A 16,779-nucleotide genomic window follows, 5' to 3' on the forward strand; every position below is an offset into this window, starting at 1 on the left:
GATTAAGGTCTGATTCATTTTTTAATTAAAAATTAAAATTTAAACCTAACGTAAATGATTTTAAAGAAGGATAGGTACTACTTCTGAAACTATTATACCCTTCTGCTTCAGGATCTAATCCTAAATCATATATGTCAGAAAACAGGGTTAACATATTATAACCTCTAACATATAATTTAGCTTCTCCAAATTTTAACACATCCTTGGATATGGTATAGCCCAATTCGATTTCTTTCAACCTAAGGTATGAGGCATCTTGTAAATAGATATCCGCACCTTGGAAATTATCTGGCCCATTTAAACTTGAGCTGTATGAATCTCCAGTTGCATATGCCCTTGGGAATTTGGCATTGGTATTTTCAGGCGTCCATCTTTGATTGAATAAATAATCCGGTAATGCTCCATTTCCCTCGAAATATACTTGCATTTTGGCTTCAGCCTGCCCTTGGAACAAGAAATTGAAATTCCAATTATGATAATCCAATCCACCATAAACGCCATATTGGATTTCAGGTACATTGGAAGAATAAGAGCGAATTCTATCCCCTGCATCAATTTTCCCATTACCATCAGTATCTATATAGTAAGGTTCTCCTGCCACTGTACCCGCTAATTTTACAGGTTCAGCATCTACTTGGGCCTGGTTTTGGAAAAGCCCATTTGTTGGATATACAAGGTAGGAGTCCATTGGGTGTCCTTCTTGTTTAATGGCATCCGCAACATTTTCAGCCTCGTCCATATAGACAATCTCATTTTTAGCCTGTGTGAAATTAAATCCAAAATTATAACCTAAATCACCGGCTTTATCATTCCAACCTAATTCGAATTCCCAACCATAGTTATCAACTTTACCAATATTTTCTTGTGGTAAGGTTAGCCCTGTATAATCCGGAACGGATGCGTTTCTTGTCACTAAGATATCTTCCCTTTTTTGATAAAAATAATTTAGGTCCCCTGTCAATTTATTATCAAATAAGGTGAAATTCAACCCTAAATTTTTCATGTCCGCAGACTCCCAAGTGATTGCTTCATTTGCCGCTTCGACCCCTATGCTGGAATACCCATTATAATATTCGCCACCAAAATTGTAGTAATTAGGCTTTGCCCCAACATTTCCCGCATAATCATATTGTGTTAAATACTGGAATCCGGTAATACGGTCATTACCCATTTTTGCCCAAGAAGTTCTAAGTTTCAATGAATTTATCCAAGAAACATCCTTCATAAAAGACTCCCTGTTTATGGCCCATGAAAGAGCAACTCCAGGGAAAGTACCAAACCTGTTTTCCGGACCAAAATTACTAGACCCATCATATCTCAAGGTTATATCCACGTAATACTTCTTCATATAATCATAGGAAAGTGAACCAAAATAATTCACACGAGCCCATTCATAAGAGGTACCATCAGAAGTTTGGCCATCTGTATCACCAGCAAATAATTCAGAATGTTCAGAATCAGGAAAACCTATTTTCTCTACCCAAAAATTACGTTGATCCGATGTGGTTTGTTCATACCCGACAAATCCACTAAAATTATGTTTGTCATTTATAGATTTAGAATAATACAATGTAGCATTCAGCATTAACTCATTGTATTTCCAAAAAGATTCAGTTAAGATGTTCTCATTACCATCTTGTGAAAAACCATCTTGTGAAACATACTCATCAGTACCTTCAAGATAAGTATAAACTGTCCAAGGAGTGTACCATGATTTTTGATCATAATTCATCCTTCTGAATCCTGCAAACCCTTTAAACTTTAAGCCATCGGTAAGTTTGTGTAGGTCATAATCAAGTGTAAATTTACCCCTTAGGTCAGTATCTATTTTTTTATCCACTCCAGAGTCGTTACTAGACATGGCAATAGGGTTCAGACCGTTCTCACCACCCCAACCAATTAAACCGTTAGGGTATACGGCAACCTCTGTTGGTGCGTTATTATAAATTTGTTTGTAAATTGGATTGGTGCCAATACCCGGTTGTAAAGTTTCTCCAAACCTTCCGGAAATATCAACCCCTAGTTTTACATCATCCGTAATTTTTATATCCAGATTAGATCGTATTTGATTTTGATCAAATTTCAAATCTCCTGATTTATACATTCCTGTTTGGCGAATCATGTCACCACTAACAAAATAATTTACACTTTCATTTCCACCTGAAATGGATAAGGAAGTTCTTGACTCTGGCGAGCTTTTGGCAAAAGTCTCATCGGCCCAGTCTGTATTTGGATAATTAATAGGATCTGAACCGTCTGCATACTTAGAGATATCTGCCTGGGAATATAAAGGATCATTCCCATATCTTTCTGCAATTTCATTATTATAAATTGCATATTGTTCAGAAGACATTAAGCTAGGTGTGGCAGAAAATGAAGAAATTGTATAGGAAGTGGATAAATTTATTTTCGCCTTTCCACTTTTCCCTCTTTTTGTCGTTACCAATATCACACCATTTGCTGCCCGTGCACCATAAATTGCAGCTGCCCCATCTTTTAAAACAGTTAAACTTTCAATATCCTGAGGTGCCAAATTCGCGAAAGTTGATGCTGTAATCCCATCTATTAATATTAAAGGTGAATTGTTTCCTAAAGTAGATTTCCCCCTAATCAACAATGTGGCATCATTAGCTCCGGGTGTACCACCTCTATCCGAAATAATCAAACCTGATACCTTACCTGCTAATGATTTCACTAAATCCTTACTACCGGATTTTGCAATGTCCTCTGATTTTAAAGTACTAACCGAACCTGTAATGTCCCCTTTTTTTCTAGTGGTATAGCCTAATACCACAACCTCTTCGAGTTGGGAGGCATCTTCAGCCAGGATGACATCAATCGAAGTTTGGTTGCCGACAACGATTTCCTGTGTCGCATAACCCACATATGAAATTACGAGTACAGCGTCATCCTGTTCCAAGTCCAATGTGAAATTGCCGTCAAAATCGGTTTGGGTACCAACCGTGGTTCCCTTAACGACGATACTGGCACCAGGAAGCGGCCCTTGGGAATCAAATACCGTTCCAGTGATTACCTGTTGCTCCAATGACCCAGAAACAAGGGAGATTGAATGTTCTACATTAGTCACACTAATATTGTTAGACAACGATATATGTGAACCATAGTTTTCAGAGGCATATAGCCCTGTTACGGAAACAAGAAAGCAAACTAATACGTTTCCTATCCCTTTGGCTAAACCCAAACCATCTTTCCCAAGACAGTTTATTCTTGTTCGTGGTTTTCTTTTTGTTTTCATAAAGTTTTCATGTATTGAGTTGATTTTAGTTTTATGATGAAATTTGCGATTATTCCTTTCAAATAAATCACCCTAATAAAATGGGAATCACTAATTTCTATACAAAAGAACGAGAAGATGGGGGGTAATAAGTTCAATAAATTACCTACTGCTAGCATTATTTTAACCTTTTTAACAATATGTCCATTTTAGAGGTTGTTTTTTGTTGATTCGATATAATGTTAAGTGGTGTTCTCATTATTTGGCAGGTAGGTGGTCTTTCATGCTGAAAAGGTTCAAAATAAAGTTGGGCCAACTTAGCTAAGAAAGAATCTACCATAGCGGTAAACAACCTATACTTAAAGACAAAGTATTTTTACGGTTCAATTTACAGATTTCGGGATATATTTCCTTTATTTAGAGGTAACCTATTGAGCATGTAGGGGTACCGTATTCCGAGCCAAAAAGAGTTACTGGGATAGGTAATCCACGGAGTATCCTCAAGGAAAATCCATTAAGGTTAGGGTTTCTATTGACAACAATGCAAAAAGCTGTCTGCATAGAATGGTTGTAGTTCTATGAGGACAGCCTTTGGAATAACAAGGGACTATCGCCTGTGTTCCTTGTATTTGGTAATTATCGTACGACCCTACCGGATCCAGAACCACCCATGAGGGCTTCTACCTCGGCCCGGGTTGAATAATTGAAATCCCCTTTAATGGAATGTTTGAGACAAGAGGCGGCAACGGCATATTTAACCGCTATTTTGGAATTTGATAATTCCGGAGTATTCAAGGCAAATATCAATCCTCCGGCAAAGGAGTCACCTCCTCCGACCCTATCTACGATGTTCTTGATTTGATAGGGTTGATAATTTCCTTCGGCATCCAAGGGAGCAAAAAATGGTTGGTCCAATGCCGCATCATATAGCATGGCACCCCAATTGTTATGGGAAGCGGAAAGACTCTCGCGTAATGTGATAGCCACCTTGCTTACATTAGGAAACTGCTTAATGACCTGTTTAGCCACATCAGGATAGCGTGATGTATCGAGTTTACCCGAATGTACATCGGTATCCCCGGCCCTAATACCCAATACGTCATGACAATCCTCTTCATTACCGATGACAACATCTATAAACGGTAAAATGGTGCGCATGGTTTCCTGTGCCAATTCACGAGCCGTTTTGGTTTTGTCCCAATCCCATAATTTTCCCCTAAAATTAAGATCGATCGACACGGATGCACCGGCAGCTTTTGCTTTTTGTGCAGCCACTAAAGTAGCCTCTGCAGCATTTCTTGAAAGTGCTGGGGTAATTCCGCTTAAATGCAACCATCCGGCTCCATTAAAAATAGCCTTCCAGTCATAGGCACTTGCGGGAGTTATGGCAATGGCCGAATCAGCGCGATCATAGATGACATTGCTTGGGCGTTGATTGGCCCCGGTTTCGAGAAAATAGAGCCCCAATCGTCCATTATCCGTGCGTAAAACGTATTGGGTATCAATACCCACAGCGCGTACGGCATCCATGGTGGCCTCTGCCAAAGCATGTTTTGGCAATGCCGTAACATAGCGGGCCGCACCGCCAAAGTTGCATACAGAGGCAGCAACACTCGCTTCTGCCCCAGCATAGGTTACTTCAAATTCACGTGTTTGGCGTAATCGTAAATTCGCTGGGGAGGCCATACGACCCATTATTTCCCCAAAGGTTACCACTTTTTTCATAATTTTTTATGTCTAAAATCCTGATACCAAGGATTAGGTTAATTGTGTTAGTGTTTATTCGTTCTTATTTGATCGATCAAAGTTCTTATTTCACGAGCATTTTTGGTTATGGCCTCCCAATTCTCCGCCTGGATCAAAGGTCGTTTCGCTACCCATGAACCTCCGATTGCGGTAATTAGATCGGATTGCAGGTAAGTACTTGCATTGGTAAGGTTGCACCCTCCTAGAGGAATGAATTTTAACCCTAAATATTGATATGGGGCCACCATATTCTTCAAGTGGTTCATGCCTCCCGAGGTTTCCGCAGGAAAATATTTCAGAATACGGCAACCTTCTTCCAAGGCCATTTCAATATCCGTTGGGGTCATGATTCCTGGGGCAAAGGAAAGGCCTAGCTTTCGCGCTTCTTTAATGATCCTTGGGTTACATCCGGGGGAAACCGCAAAATCAGCATCCACATCAACTACGGCCTTTACTTGGTCTACGGTTAAGACCGTACCGAAACCGAGTGTCATCTCGGGAACATCCCTTTTGATTGCTTTGGCCGCATCAATGGCAGCGGGAGTCCTCAATGTGAGTTCTATTGCATCAACCCCTCCGGCAAGAAGTGCTCTTGCGACGGGTACAGCATGCTTTACTTCATCAACAATCAGCACGGCTATTATGCCGGCATCGTCGATTTTTTGTGTTAGTCCAGGCGTCATGGCCTGTTGTTCAATAGGTTGCATATGTGTTTAGTATAATTTTCAATATATTAAGTTTGGGGTTCAGAGAGCTACTGAGATTCTTTTTTTCACCAAATAGTCATCCAAGGCCAAATGTGAACAGTCATGTCCGATACCACTATTCTTGATACCTCCGTGGGGTAGGTATATGGAATATTTTACGCCGTTTACCTGAATTTCACCAAATTGAAGATCCCTACAGAAGCGTTCTATTCGTTTATGGTCATTGGTAAAAATGTACGATGCGAGACCGAACTCGGTATCATTGGCCAACTCCAGAACCTCATCATCGGTCTTAAAACGCATTATTGAAGCGATAGGTCCAAAGGTTTCCTGTCTAAAAACGCGCATTTCCGTTGTCATACCACTTAGAACTGTAGGTTCTAACCAATAGCCTTTTTCCATGCCTTTAGGAATATTGCCCCCATATTCAAGTTTCGCCCCTTTGTCCACCGCATCATTGATCAATTCGAACATACGATCGCGGTCTTTACGGGTAACCAAAGGTCCCATATCGGGCTCCTCATCAACACCGAAACCTAATTTAAGTTTCGATACCCTGTCGATATATGCGGCAAGGAATTTATCATAAATCCCGTCTTGTACGAATATTCTGTTGGCCGCGACGCAGACTTGACCGGTATTGCCGAATTTTAGCGCAACGGCCAAATCCAAGGCTTGATCAAAATCGGCATCATCAAATACCATGAATGGGGCGTTCCCCCCCAATTCCATACCTAATTTTTTTATGGAGGTGGTACTATCGGCAATAACTCTTTGACCTGTTGCCGTAGATCCAATCATGGTTAGTACAGCTGGTATTTTACTTGTTGTCATGGTAGTTGCCACTTCACTACTGGGTCCGGTCAATATATTGACCACCCCTGCAGGGAAATCGATATCATATAATATTTCGCCGATTAAGTATGCTGATAGTGGGGATAAAGCGGAAGGCTTAATGATAATGGAACATCCGGAAGCCAATGCAGGGCCTAATTTAAAGCCGACATTCAACAAGGGGAAGTTCCATGCCAGATAGGCAACGGCAACCCCGGCAGGCTGATGTACCATTTTATGGGTGTGTGTATTCTCATAGTCGGGAATTTGTTCATCCCTTAGATTTTTCATTGCAGCCGGATACCATTCCAGTCCGTTGATCACACCCTCGATATCCTCCCAGGCACCCGCATAGGTTTTTCCCATCTCATAGACCATTGCAGAACGCAATTCAGATTCTTTTTCCAATACCGCGGTGCGTAATTTGTCCATCCATTCCGTTCTTTCGGCAAGGGATAATTTAGACCAATATTCAAATCCTTTTTGGGCGGCTTCCAGGGCCAATAAGGCATCCTTTTTACCTGCCCAGGCGACTTCTGCCACTTTTTCTTCAGTTGCGGGGCAAATGACTGCTTTACGTTGACCGTCTGCAGCATCGACTAATTTGCCTCCTATGTATAATTTGTGGTATCCAAAATCCATTTTATTCTTGATTTAAATCTTAATAAAAGTACTTGTTTTACTGTCCTGATATTTTTCTAGGGCATCCATATCCACATCCACCCCCAAACCTGGACCATTAGGCACTTGTATGAGTCCATTTTCCACTTTTACCGAACTATGGGTAACCTCATCACGTAGGGCATTTTCGGTACGGTCCAATTCCATGGTCGGTAAATCATCGAATAATCTTCCGGGGTTTTTGTCCAGATTGGCAACAAAATGTACGGCAGCGCTTATAGCGATCCAAGTGCCCCATGTGTGGGGTACCAGATCCTTATTGAATGCTTGAGCCAAGGAAGATATTCGTTTTACCTCGGTCAGGCCGCCTGCGGCACAGATATCTGGCTGGGCAATATCGACACATTCATTTTCCAACAAACGTCGAAAGCCGAATTTAAGGTATTCACATTCACCGCCTGCTATTGGGATAGAAGTGTTTTCCCGGAGTTTGCGGTATCCTTCATAGTCTTCTGGGGAAACAGGTTCTTCGAACCAGGAAATATCGTATTGTTCTACTTTTCTGGAAAGTTCAATGGCTTCCCTATAATTATAGGCGTGGTTGGCATCGATCATTAATTTCATATCAGGGCCAATGGCATTTCGTATGTCCTTTACAAATCGGACATCTTTTTTAATATTCAAGCCCACTTTCATTTTCAAGGCATGGAATCCTTGGGATTTGTACAACAGGGCCTCATCGACCAAACTTTGTTCAAGATTTTCCACCTGCGTAAAATAGAGTCCGGTAGCATAAGGTTGAATGATAGGATTTTTGATACCTCCCAACAATACAGCTACAGGAAGGTTAAGCAATTTTCCTTTGATGTCCCATAACGCGACGTCCAAAGCACTTATTGCGGCCTGTAATGTCCCACTGCGGGCATAGTCCATGGAACGACGATACATTTCTTCCCAAAGTACTTCATGTTGCAGGGCATCTTTTCCCATTATAAATGTACTAAAGAAATCAATACCGGCCTTAATGACATCGGCAGGACCGTAACCCTCGCCCCAGCCATAAGTGCCATCTTCCAAGGTTATTTTAACAATACATATTCTTCGGGTATCGTACTGCCATTGTGAAAAATAAAAGGGGGTGTCCAGTTTGTGGACGATTATGAAAGGTTCAATTTTCGCTATCTTCATGATATTGGTCTTTTCCTCAAGGTTTTGCCATTGATGCACCTTGAATGGTTTTTTTTCAAAACAATCGATTATGTGGCTTGTCTTCCATGGCGTTTGTTATTGTTTTTATTTGATCTACAATAGATTTATAGGGAATTCCCCACCATGTCCCGGCCAGAGAATAATGATTCTCTTTACCACATACATTTTACATTACAAAAGAACAGCAATATGGGGCATGTGCACAAACGCATTTTAACCTGCACTTACATTATATTAACAGGTTTTGTATCTTCTGAACATAAAATAGAACAATGCGCATGGAATTTTCATTTTTATTTCTACCAATGGTATTGATTTAAGGGTATATAGAAATAACAATACATCGTGTTGGTTATGATACTTTGTTAGCAAAAAAAAAGGTGATGGGTAAATTACCCACCACCATAATCAAACGTAACAAACCAACTCAAATGACAATCCTATTTTAGTGATATAAATCCTCCTTTGTTGCCTTCTCAACAAACAAAACCCACATGCTGTTTAAGGCCAAGCCACAATTTTGATAAGGCCTTTATTTAAAATCCCCATGATAAATTCATGTATTAATTGGCTGTTTTCTTCATTTTTTCCATTTCTTTCTTCACCAATTCTGTAGTTCGATATCTATCCATCCTATCTAAATCATTTTTTTCAAATTTCCGTTTTAACATCCACATTGGACGTTCGAGTGTCAACTCCCATTTAAAGAGTTTTTTATACATATCTTTTACCCGTTCAGGATACTTATTAGCCAAATCTTCTAATTCTGGAGTATCTTTACTCATGTCATAAAGTTCAGCAGGTCTATCAGGAAACCGGATAAACTTCCAATCTCCTTCTCTGTAAACACCTCGATTTTCTTTTTTCCAATAAAGTGTTTCATGAGGTCGAGTGTCGTTCTTACCTGTAATGTAAGGTACAAGATCAACTCCATCGACTTCTTTCAAATCGGCAACATTTCCACCACCAGCAGCATAAAATGTTGGTAATAAATCTAACGTACTTACTGGATAGGTATATTTTATATTACTTTTTATGTGATTTGGCCAACTCATTAGAAAAGGCACTCTTAGCCCTCCTTCTAATTGATTTGATTTTGTTCCACTTAATGGCAAGTTTATTGATGCATTTTTATCTGTTGGACCACCATTATCGTTAGAAAATACAATTATAGTGTTATCCTCTAAACCTAGTTCTTTTAACTTATCCAACACTTTACCACATGCACGGTCTAAAGCCAATGTCATTGCCGCTACCTCCTTACGTTTACCTGTTAAATTGGGGAATTTATTTAAATCTTCTTCAGTAGCTTCCATGGGTGTATGCACCGCATTAAATGCTAAATAAATAAAAAATGGTTTGTCTTTATTCCTTTCCATGAAGGATATTGCTTTGTCTGCAAAGACATCAGTTGTATATGCTTTTGGCTCTTCAAAATTTCCAAAACCATTTTCCATCCTTTTATCTAAATGTCCTTTTGGCACTTCTTTATAAGCAAAGTAGCTTCTATCACCACCTCGAAACCCGTAAAACTCATCAAAACCTCTTTTTAAAGGATGAAAACGATCGGCATCCCCTAAATGCCATTTTCCGTACATGGCGTTAGTGTATCCTAATTTCTTTAAATAATCAGCCATTGTAACCTGATCTAATGGCAACCCCATATCATCTCCCAAAAATTTGGAATTATCACTCATATAACCCGGCACGTTGATTTCTTCATAACCAAAACGTTGCTGGTATTTACCGGTCATTAAACCAGCCCTTGAAGGACCACAAACCGAGGCTGACACATAACCCTGAGTGAATGTTACTCCGTTTTTTGCCAGTTTATCCAAATTTGGTGTCTTCATAATTGTACTTCCTTGAAAACCAAAATCGCCATACCCCGCATCATCGGAAAACAAGAAAACAATATTTGGTTTATTTTGTGCTTCAATAGCCATATGGAATACCATAAAGACTACTAACAATAATAATTTTTTCATTTTTATTCAGAATTAATTGAAACATTGGTATTACACAATCCCTGCCATAGAATCTCCACATTATACTATTAGAAAATTGTCTTATTGCAAAAGACAACATGAAGAAATTATTCAAGCGACCAAATTATATCCATAACAAGGCCATTAGGATTATCTAACGACACCATAAAGTAATCGCTATTTTCACAAATAGACTAAGCCGTAATTAACTAGGGCAAACACTATATTATCCGTTTTATTTGAAGTATTTGTTTATTAAAGGTGGATAGAGGTTTTATTGGTCTGTACTTGACAAGACCTTTCGTTGATGGTATTATCCTGTCTATAGCAATTGACATAAGGTAAATTTCAAAGGCAATCAAAATGTAGGATGGTGGTAAAAATAGAATTTCCGGGAATTGAATTAGCTTTAACTAAACAGCCTCGAGTTGAATTTTTGCCTTATACTGCTCCATATACTCTGTAGGGGTCATTTTCATTAATGTCTTAAACTGCCTATTGAAGTTCGTCAATGTATTGAATCCTGAATGATAGCATATGGTCGTAATCTGTAATTCACCTTCGATGAGCAATTTACAGGCATGACCGATACGAATTTCATTTAAATACTGCACAAATGACTTTTGGGTCCTTTTTTTGAAATATCGACAAAAGGCATTTGGGGCCATGTGGGCAATAGATGCCACGGATTCGAGTTCGATCTTGTTTTCGAAATTTTCATTTAGGAAAGAAATAATGCGTGCCATACGCTCTTTTTCGGTTTTCTTGTATGAATTATCGAACCCGTTAGAGCATAAAAACCCATAGTTTTCACTAACAGACAATATGTCCAATATCTTTAAAAGGCCAACGATTCGGGAAAGTCCCTCGGCCCTTACAAGTCCCATCATATGGGTGTGCACCAAATAAGTGGCAGCTTTGGAAAATTGCAAGCCCCTATTGGCATTCTCAAATAATGTTTGAAGTCTTTTAGCTTCGGGCAGTTCCTTAAAAGCATCCCCTAAGAAATCACTGGTGAATTTCACAACGATAAGGTCAACCGCAGCCTCTTCATCGTTATCATTGTAATATTCCCTATGGTTTCTAAAAAGATGGGGTACGTTGCTGCCAATCAAATACAATTCCCCTTCCTCAAAATTACCAATGGAATTCCCTACGTAACGTGTACCCTTACTCTTTAAAAAGTAGATCAATTCCAGTTCTGGATGAAAATGCCAATCTTGCTCAATACAGGGCATGGTATCCTGTCTTGCCAAAAAGGAATATTCAGGTTTGACATTTGTTTTTTTGTACGTTAATTTCATTTTATGACAAGTATTATCAACAATTTTTAAAACTAAGGGTTTAGCAAATAATACATTACCCAACCTCATTAACAACCCTAATATAGTAATATATTTACAATATATAATAATTTCAATAGAGTTATAGGTAATATATTGCCAATCGATATATCGGCCTAATGTTATAGGTACATTAATTCAGTCGATTTTAATAAAACACATGTGAAATTATATTTCAAAAAAAATGATAAAGGTCTTTTCCCCAAAACAAAAGACTGATTATTGTACACTACAATAAGATTTATGAATACATCCCTCTTTAAAATACCTGGGAATAAATAAATAAATAAATAAGGCAAAGGGTTAATTAAAAATACTTTAAAAAAAAGTGTGCTTAATTAACCCATTAAACGGGAAACCAGCATTCCCTCCCATGGCAAAGGATAGGGCTGGCAGTATATAATTTACCGTAAATTATGATTAACAATCGGTTATTATTTATTTGAGCCTTCCTGAAGATGGGTTTTTTACCTCAATAAACAATATTAATAGTTGGTCCATCGCTCCCCAATTGCCCCCAACCCAAAACACTGTTTTTCTGTTCGTCAATCCTTTTGGATAGCTCCTATTTCTCCGCCGATAAGCCCATAAACATTATGCTAATGGGCTTTTTTAATTCTCCTCAATATCAAATAAAAGGTGTGGAATCAGGCGTATACTCTTTGATAAAAACACGCACCGATGCAGATTACATTCCCCGTCCTATACTACCCTAGGGGAAACGTCTTCGATATCAGTATTCAAAAAAAACAAAGTAATTTGATATTGAATGGAATAAGCAATTAAAATAATTATTCGTCAGCGTACTTCTCCTTGATTGCATCGGCATATTTACTGGGTGAAATATTATACTTTTCCTTGAATATTTTCGTGAAATGTGTTCGACTCTTGAATCCTGTCATTACAAATACCTCATTTACCGTAAGATTTTTTTGAATTAAGAATTCGGCGGCCTTTTTTAATCGGTACATCTTTAATAACTCAAATGGTGTTTGATTGGTAAGCACCTTTACTTTTTGATAAAAATGGGTGCGATTGAGATATAATTCCTTGGCCAAACCGTTTAAATCGAAATCTTGGTTATCCAAATTCTCCTCCATCAGGCTATAAAGCTTATCGAGAAATGCATTGTCATTTCTATTGTTCTTATTGTTTTCCTTAGTTAACGGGATCCCCACTTGATAGCGCTCACGAAGCTTCTTTCGCGTAGCCAATAAAGCTTCAGTATTCGCAACTAAACGCTGCACGTTAAACGGTTTCTTAATGTAAGCATCAGCACCATCCCTAATTCCCTGCACATGGTCTTTTATGTTTGTTAAGGCTGTCAATAGGATAACTGGGATATGACTGGTCTTTAAATCCGACTTTATACGAATACAAAGATCCAAACCATTTAACTCTGGCATTTGCACATCACTTATAACAATATCGGGCCATTCATCCTCCATGGCCTCCAAGCATTCCTTTCCATTTACAAAAGTTTTTATTTTAAAGAATTGCGAAAGAATCCCCGAAACATAGTTTCTCATTTCTTGATTATCCTCAGCATAAAAAATAAGTGATTCTGAAAAGTCTCCCGAGACAACAATATCGGTTGGCGTAGCATATTCTATTAATTGGTTATCGATTACTACCTCCTTTTCTTTTGGTAATACAATTTCTTCTATACTATCCGATTCCAAATGTTTCTTTACTACTGGCAATCGGACATTTATAATGGTGCCCTTACCCAATTCACTTTCTGCATCGATAAAACCATAATGCATTTCCACCAATCTTTTGGAGAAGGCGAGTCCAATTCCAGAGCCACTCATATGAACATCCTCTTTTTTATAAGATTGGTAGAAACGCTCAAAAATATGGGATAAGTCCTTACTGTCTATACCTCGGCCCGTATCTGATACGGATACGATTAAATCCTTACCATCGCTTCTATATGTTATCTTAATAAAATCGTTGGTTTTCGTATACTTGAAGGCATTGTTCAATAGATTATTAAAAATCTTTTCCAATTTATCCTTATCCGCGGATACAATTATCGGATTTCCCTCACCAACAACCTTAAGATCCTTGTTCTCGGTTTTGGCCAAAAACTTAAAATCCTCAATTAAGTCTTTAACGAACACATCAAAATTAAACCGCGAGTACTCCATTTTCAATAGGTTGGAATCTGCACGTCTAAAATCTTGGACTTGTTCTATAAGTTGCAGGATCTTTTTGGATTGTCTTTGCATTAAACCCAATTTTTCACTGACGTCCGTATTACCTTTAAATCTTTCTGCAAGGACTTCCAACGGCCCTGATATTAGTGTTAATGGTGTTTTAATTTCATGTGATATATTTGAAAAGGAACGCAGTTTGGCCTCATTCACTTTTTTTACATTATCTATTTCCAAATGTTCTATTTCAACCTTATAATTCAGTGCTTGGATTTTCAATATGACCAGAACCACGGTATAAGCCAATAACAGGCCTAAAATCAAATAGATGGCATAAGCCAAATGGGTATTCCATATTGAAGGCTTGATCACTATTTCCAGGTTTTTGGGGGGGGTCCACTCATTTAATGAATTAGAAGCCATTACGCTCAATTCATAATCATCGGGTTGAAGTCCGCTGAAACTAACGGTATTCTGACTGGATGGAACTTCTATCCACTCTTCATTGATTGGTGATAATTTATATTTTAAAGAGTGGTTTTCCGGATTGGAAAAGTGTAAACTTGTCAATTCCAAAGAGAAGACATTCTCATTGTGTTTAAGGATTATCTTTTCTGATTCCGATAAATTTTTGCTTAATATAACCCTACCATTAATGGTGTCTCCCGAAGCAATTGTCTTATTGAAAATCTTAAGGTTTTCAAATTGCAAACCAGGTAGTTTTTCTTTATTTCGGATTTCCTTTGGGTTAAAATAACAAAACCCATCCAACCCTGATAAAACCATTACTCCGTTATCCAACCGTTTGGCTGCAAACCAAAAATCCTCAAATGGCAATCCATCAGAATCATTGAATTTCCTAAATTTATTATCCTTGGTATCAAATTTATTCAACCCTATATTGGTAGCGACCCATAAATTGTATTCATCATCATACAATATACTTTTCACCACATTATTCGTCAATCCATCTTTTTCGGTATAGGCAATAAATTCGGGTTCTGATTCACTCTTTAAAACCTTACAGATACCTCCTCCTTCTGTTCCAATCCAGAACTCTTCATTTGGCAGTCTAATAATCGCGGTTACAAAATTGCTTGAAATGGAATGCCCATCATTTATGTCCTTAACAAATTGTTTGACTGTAAGCTTCCCAACAGGTGTGTCTTTTTGATTGTCTATTCTAAATAAACCATTCGAATCAGCCCCTATCCAAACAAAATCATACAGCGGGTCGGCATAAACAAATCTAGCAAGGGATAATTTATTGTCCTTAAAATAAGGACTATCGTTAAGCGATTCTATCGTATCTATTTCATTTGACCCGTTCAATGAAATTTTATATGCCCCATTATTGGTTCCAATCCATAAGTTTCCATATTTATCTTCGGTAAATGAGCGTATAATCAAATCATTTGCCAAAGGAATCCCTACAAATGTCACTTTCTCAAGACTCCCTTTCCCTTTTTTAATCCGCCTCAACCCAGGTTCGCCATCGATTCTTATCCATGTATTCTGTCTGGAATCCACATATACGGCCGATATCTTCATCTCCAAACCTTTTGGTAACTTTAATGATAAAGGTTCGAATTTTTGCGTTTGGGTGTTAAACAAAGCTACCCCCCCTAAAGCGGCTGACAAATAAGCCCTGTTCCGATCCAGGGGAGCAATATGGGTTACACTGTTCGAATTTAGACCGAAATCATAATCCATCGCTGTATTGTAATTTTTGAATGGATTATCATTGATATCAAATTGATAGATTCCTTCATTAAAAGAAGCGAACCAACAGCTATTATCCGTTGTATAAAGAAAACAGCTTCCCCTTAATATTCCATGATCATCATTGAACACTTTTTCTTTTAACGGTTGATGGTTTTTTTGTGCATTAATAGTGTCAATATGGATAATACCTTTATTCAATTCACTTAACCATAAGTTGCCTAACGGATCCAGCAATGCGTTGTTGAATTGATAGTTCTCCAAGCTTTTCTGTTTAAGCTTAAAAGTGTAATTGTTCTGATCGGATTCGATTTCAATTTGGGCAATGCCATACAAAAGAGTAACGATTAGGGTATTGTCATCTTTTTCAATTACTGAATTACAATAATCCAAATCGTTTTGTAAAATCCTTTTAAAATGATTTGAACTGGAATTGAACAGTAATAAACCTCGGGAAGTCGTAAAAATATAATTATCGCGATCTAGCATAATTCCCTTATAGAAGAGGACTGTATCGTCCGGGAATTCACTTGATGGTTCGTATTGATGGACAAAGGAATAGTCTTCATTAAAAACGAGTATTCCATCCCCTTCTGTTGCACATATGATCAGCCCGCTTTCCTTATTGATCAATATGGATCGAACTATAGGTCCACTATTGCCTTTTCCTTCAAGTTCGTTGGAGTATATTTTCAGAAATCTTTCTTGGGAATAATTGTAAACGTTGATACCTTCTTCTGTACCAATCCAAATATTCCCTTTGGAATCCTCAGCAAGGGCCCTAACACGATTACTCGTCAATATTTCCCTGTCAATCGTATTTTTAAAGGTTTTAATCTCAATTCCATTATACTTATTGATTCCGTCATAGGTGCCAAACCATAAATACCCCCTGGAATCCTCAAGCATCGAAGTTACTCCGTTATGCGCTAAACCATTGGAGATGGTCAACTTTTGGGAATACTTAAGTTTATCATTTTGGGCAAACAGTCCACCCAAAGTAAATATTAGTATTAAAACCGATATAAGCGTTTTTTTTACCATTTCGTAACGACAAAAAAACTAATTAATACCCTGTTCAGCTTAAAAGCGGTTATTGGCATAATGTAGTACGTCTTCAACAAAAGAAAGGCTTTTAAAATTAAAGTTTCATGGCTGCTCCTCCTAAATATAATGCTTTTTCAAGAATAATGTTTTACTACTACATAGTTAATG

Annotated in this window: 8 protein-coding genes; all 8 read right to left on the reverse strand. The window is 38.1% G+C overall.

The genetic code is table 11. The features are described 5' to 3' along the window. Positions 1-25: 25 nt before the first annotated feature. The 8 genes from HPE56_RS06895 to HPE56_RS06930 all read right to left on the reverse strand — a co-directional run bounded on the left by HPE56_RS06895 (position 26) and on the right by HPE56_RS06930 (position 16,563). On the reverse strand, positions 26-3,256 hold the full coding sequence (locus tag HPE56_RS06895; protein WP_188243035.1) for a SusC/RagA family TonB-linked outer membrane protein: 3,231 nt from the start codon (positions 3,254-3,256) through the stop codon (positions 26-28). A 615-nt stretch (positions 3,257-3,871) separates the two neighbouring features. After that, positions 3,872-4,960: a sugar kinase gene (locus HPE56_RS06900; RefSeq protein WP_188243036.1), complete on the reverse strand. Its 1,089-nt coding sequence runs from the start codon at positions 4,958-4,960 to the stop codon at positions 3,872-3,874. A gap of 47 nt (positions 4,961-5,007) precedes the next feature. Further along, a complete protein-coding gene (locus HPE56_RS06905; RefSeq protein WP_223170227.1) occupies positions 5,008-5,688 on the reverse strand; it encodes a bifunctional 4-hydroxy-2-oxoglutarate aldolase/2-dehydro-3-deoxy-phosphogluconate aldolase in 681 nt (226 codons plus the stop codon). 39 nt (positions 5,689-5,727) lie between these two features. Continuing rightward, positions 5,728-7,164, reverse strand: coding sequence for an NAD-dependent succinate-semialdehyde dehydrogenase (locus HPE56_RS06910; RefSeq protein WP_188243037.1), 1,437 nt, complete (start codon positions 7,162-7,164; stop codon positions 5,728-5,730). A 12-nt stretch (positions 7,165-7,176) separates the two neighbouring features. Continuing rightward, positions 7,177-8,331 (reverse strand): mandelate racemase/muconate lactonizing enzyme family protein, encoded by a 1,155-nt coding sequence (locus HPE56_RS06915; RefSeq protein ID WP_188243038.1) that lies wholly within the window; start codon positions 8,329-8,331, stop codon positions 7,177-7,179. Between the two features lie 584 nt (positions 8,332-8,915). Continuing rightward, positions 8,916-10,340, reverse strand: a complete 1,425-nt coding sequence (locus tag HPE56_RS06920; protein ID WP_188243039.1) for a sulfatase-like hydrolase/transferase — start codon at positions 10,338-10,340, stop codon at positions 8,916-8,918. Positions 10,341-10,753: 413 nt separating this feature from the next. Continuing rightward, positions 10,754-11,644 (reverse strand): AraC family transcriptional regulator, encoded by an 891-nt coding sequence (locus HPE56_RS06925; protein ID WP_188243040.1) that lies wholly within the window; start codon positions 11,642-11,644, stop codon positions 10,754-10,756. Positions 11,645-12,474: 830 nt separating this feature from the next. Beyond that, on the reverse strand, positions 12,475-16,563 hold the full coding sequence (locus HPE56_RS06930; protein ID WP_188243041.1) for a hybrid sensor histidine kinase/response regulator transcription factor: 4,089 nt from the start codon (positions 16,561-16,563) through the stop codon (positions 12,475-12,477). Positions 16,564-16,779 lie beyond the last annotated feature (216 nt).

Source organism: Maribacter aquimaris, assembly GCF_014596745.1.
GTDB classification, from domain to species: Bacteria; Bacteroidota; Bacteroidia; order Flavobacteriales; family Flavobacteriaceae; genus Maribacter_A; species Maribacter_A aquimaris.

Excerpts from the sequence above, each read along its gene's own strand:
- HPE56_RS06900 (WP_188243036.1), bottom strand. The coding sequence starts at position 4,960 with ATGAAAAAAGTGGTAACCTTTGGGGAAATAATGGGTCGTATGGCCTCC.
- HPE56_RS06915 (WP_188243038.1), bottom strand. The coding sequence starts at position 8,331 with ATGAAGATAGCGAAAATTGAACCTTTCATAATCGTCCACAAACTGGAC.
- HPE56_RS06895 (WP_188243035.1), bottom strand. The coding sequence starts at position 3,256 with ATGAAAACAAAAAGAAAACCACGAACAAGAATAAACTGTCTTGGGAAA.
- HPE56_RS06920 (WP_188243039.1), bottom strand. The coding sequence starts at position 10,340 with ATGAAAAAATTATTATTGTTAGTAGTCTTTATGGTATTCCATATGGCT.
- HPE56_RS06905 (WP_223170227.1), bottom strand. The coding sequence starts at position 5,688 with ATGCAACCTATTGAACAACAGGCCATGACGCCTGGACTAACACAAAAA.
- HPE56_RS06925 (WP_188243040.1), bottom strand. The coding sequence starts at position 11,644 with ATGAAATTAACGTACAAAAAAACAAATGTCAAACCTGAATATTCCTTT.
- HPE56_RS06910 (WP_188243037.1), bottom strand. The coding sequence starts at position 7,164 with ATGGATTTTGGATACCACAAATTATACATAGGAGGCAAATTAGTCGAT.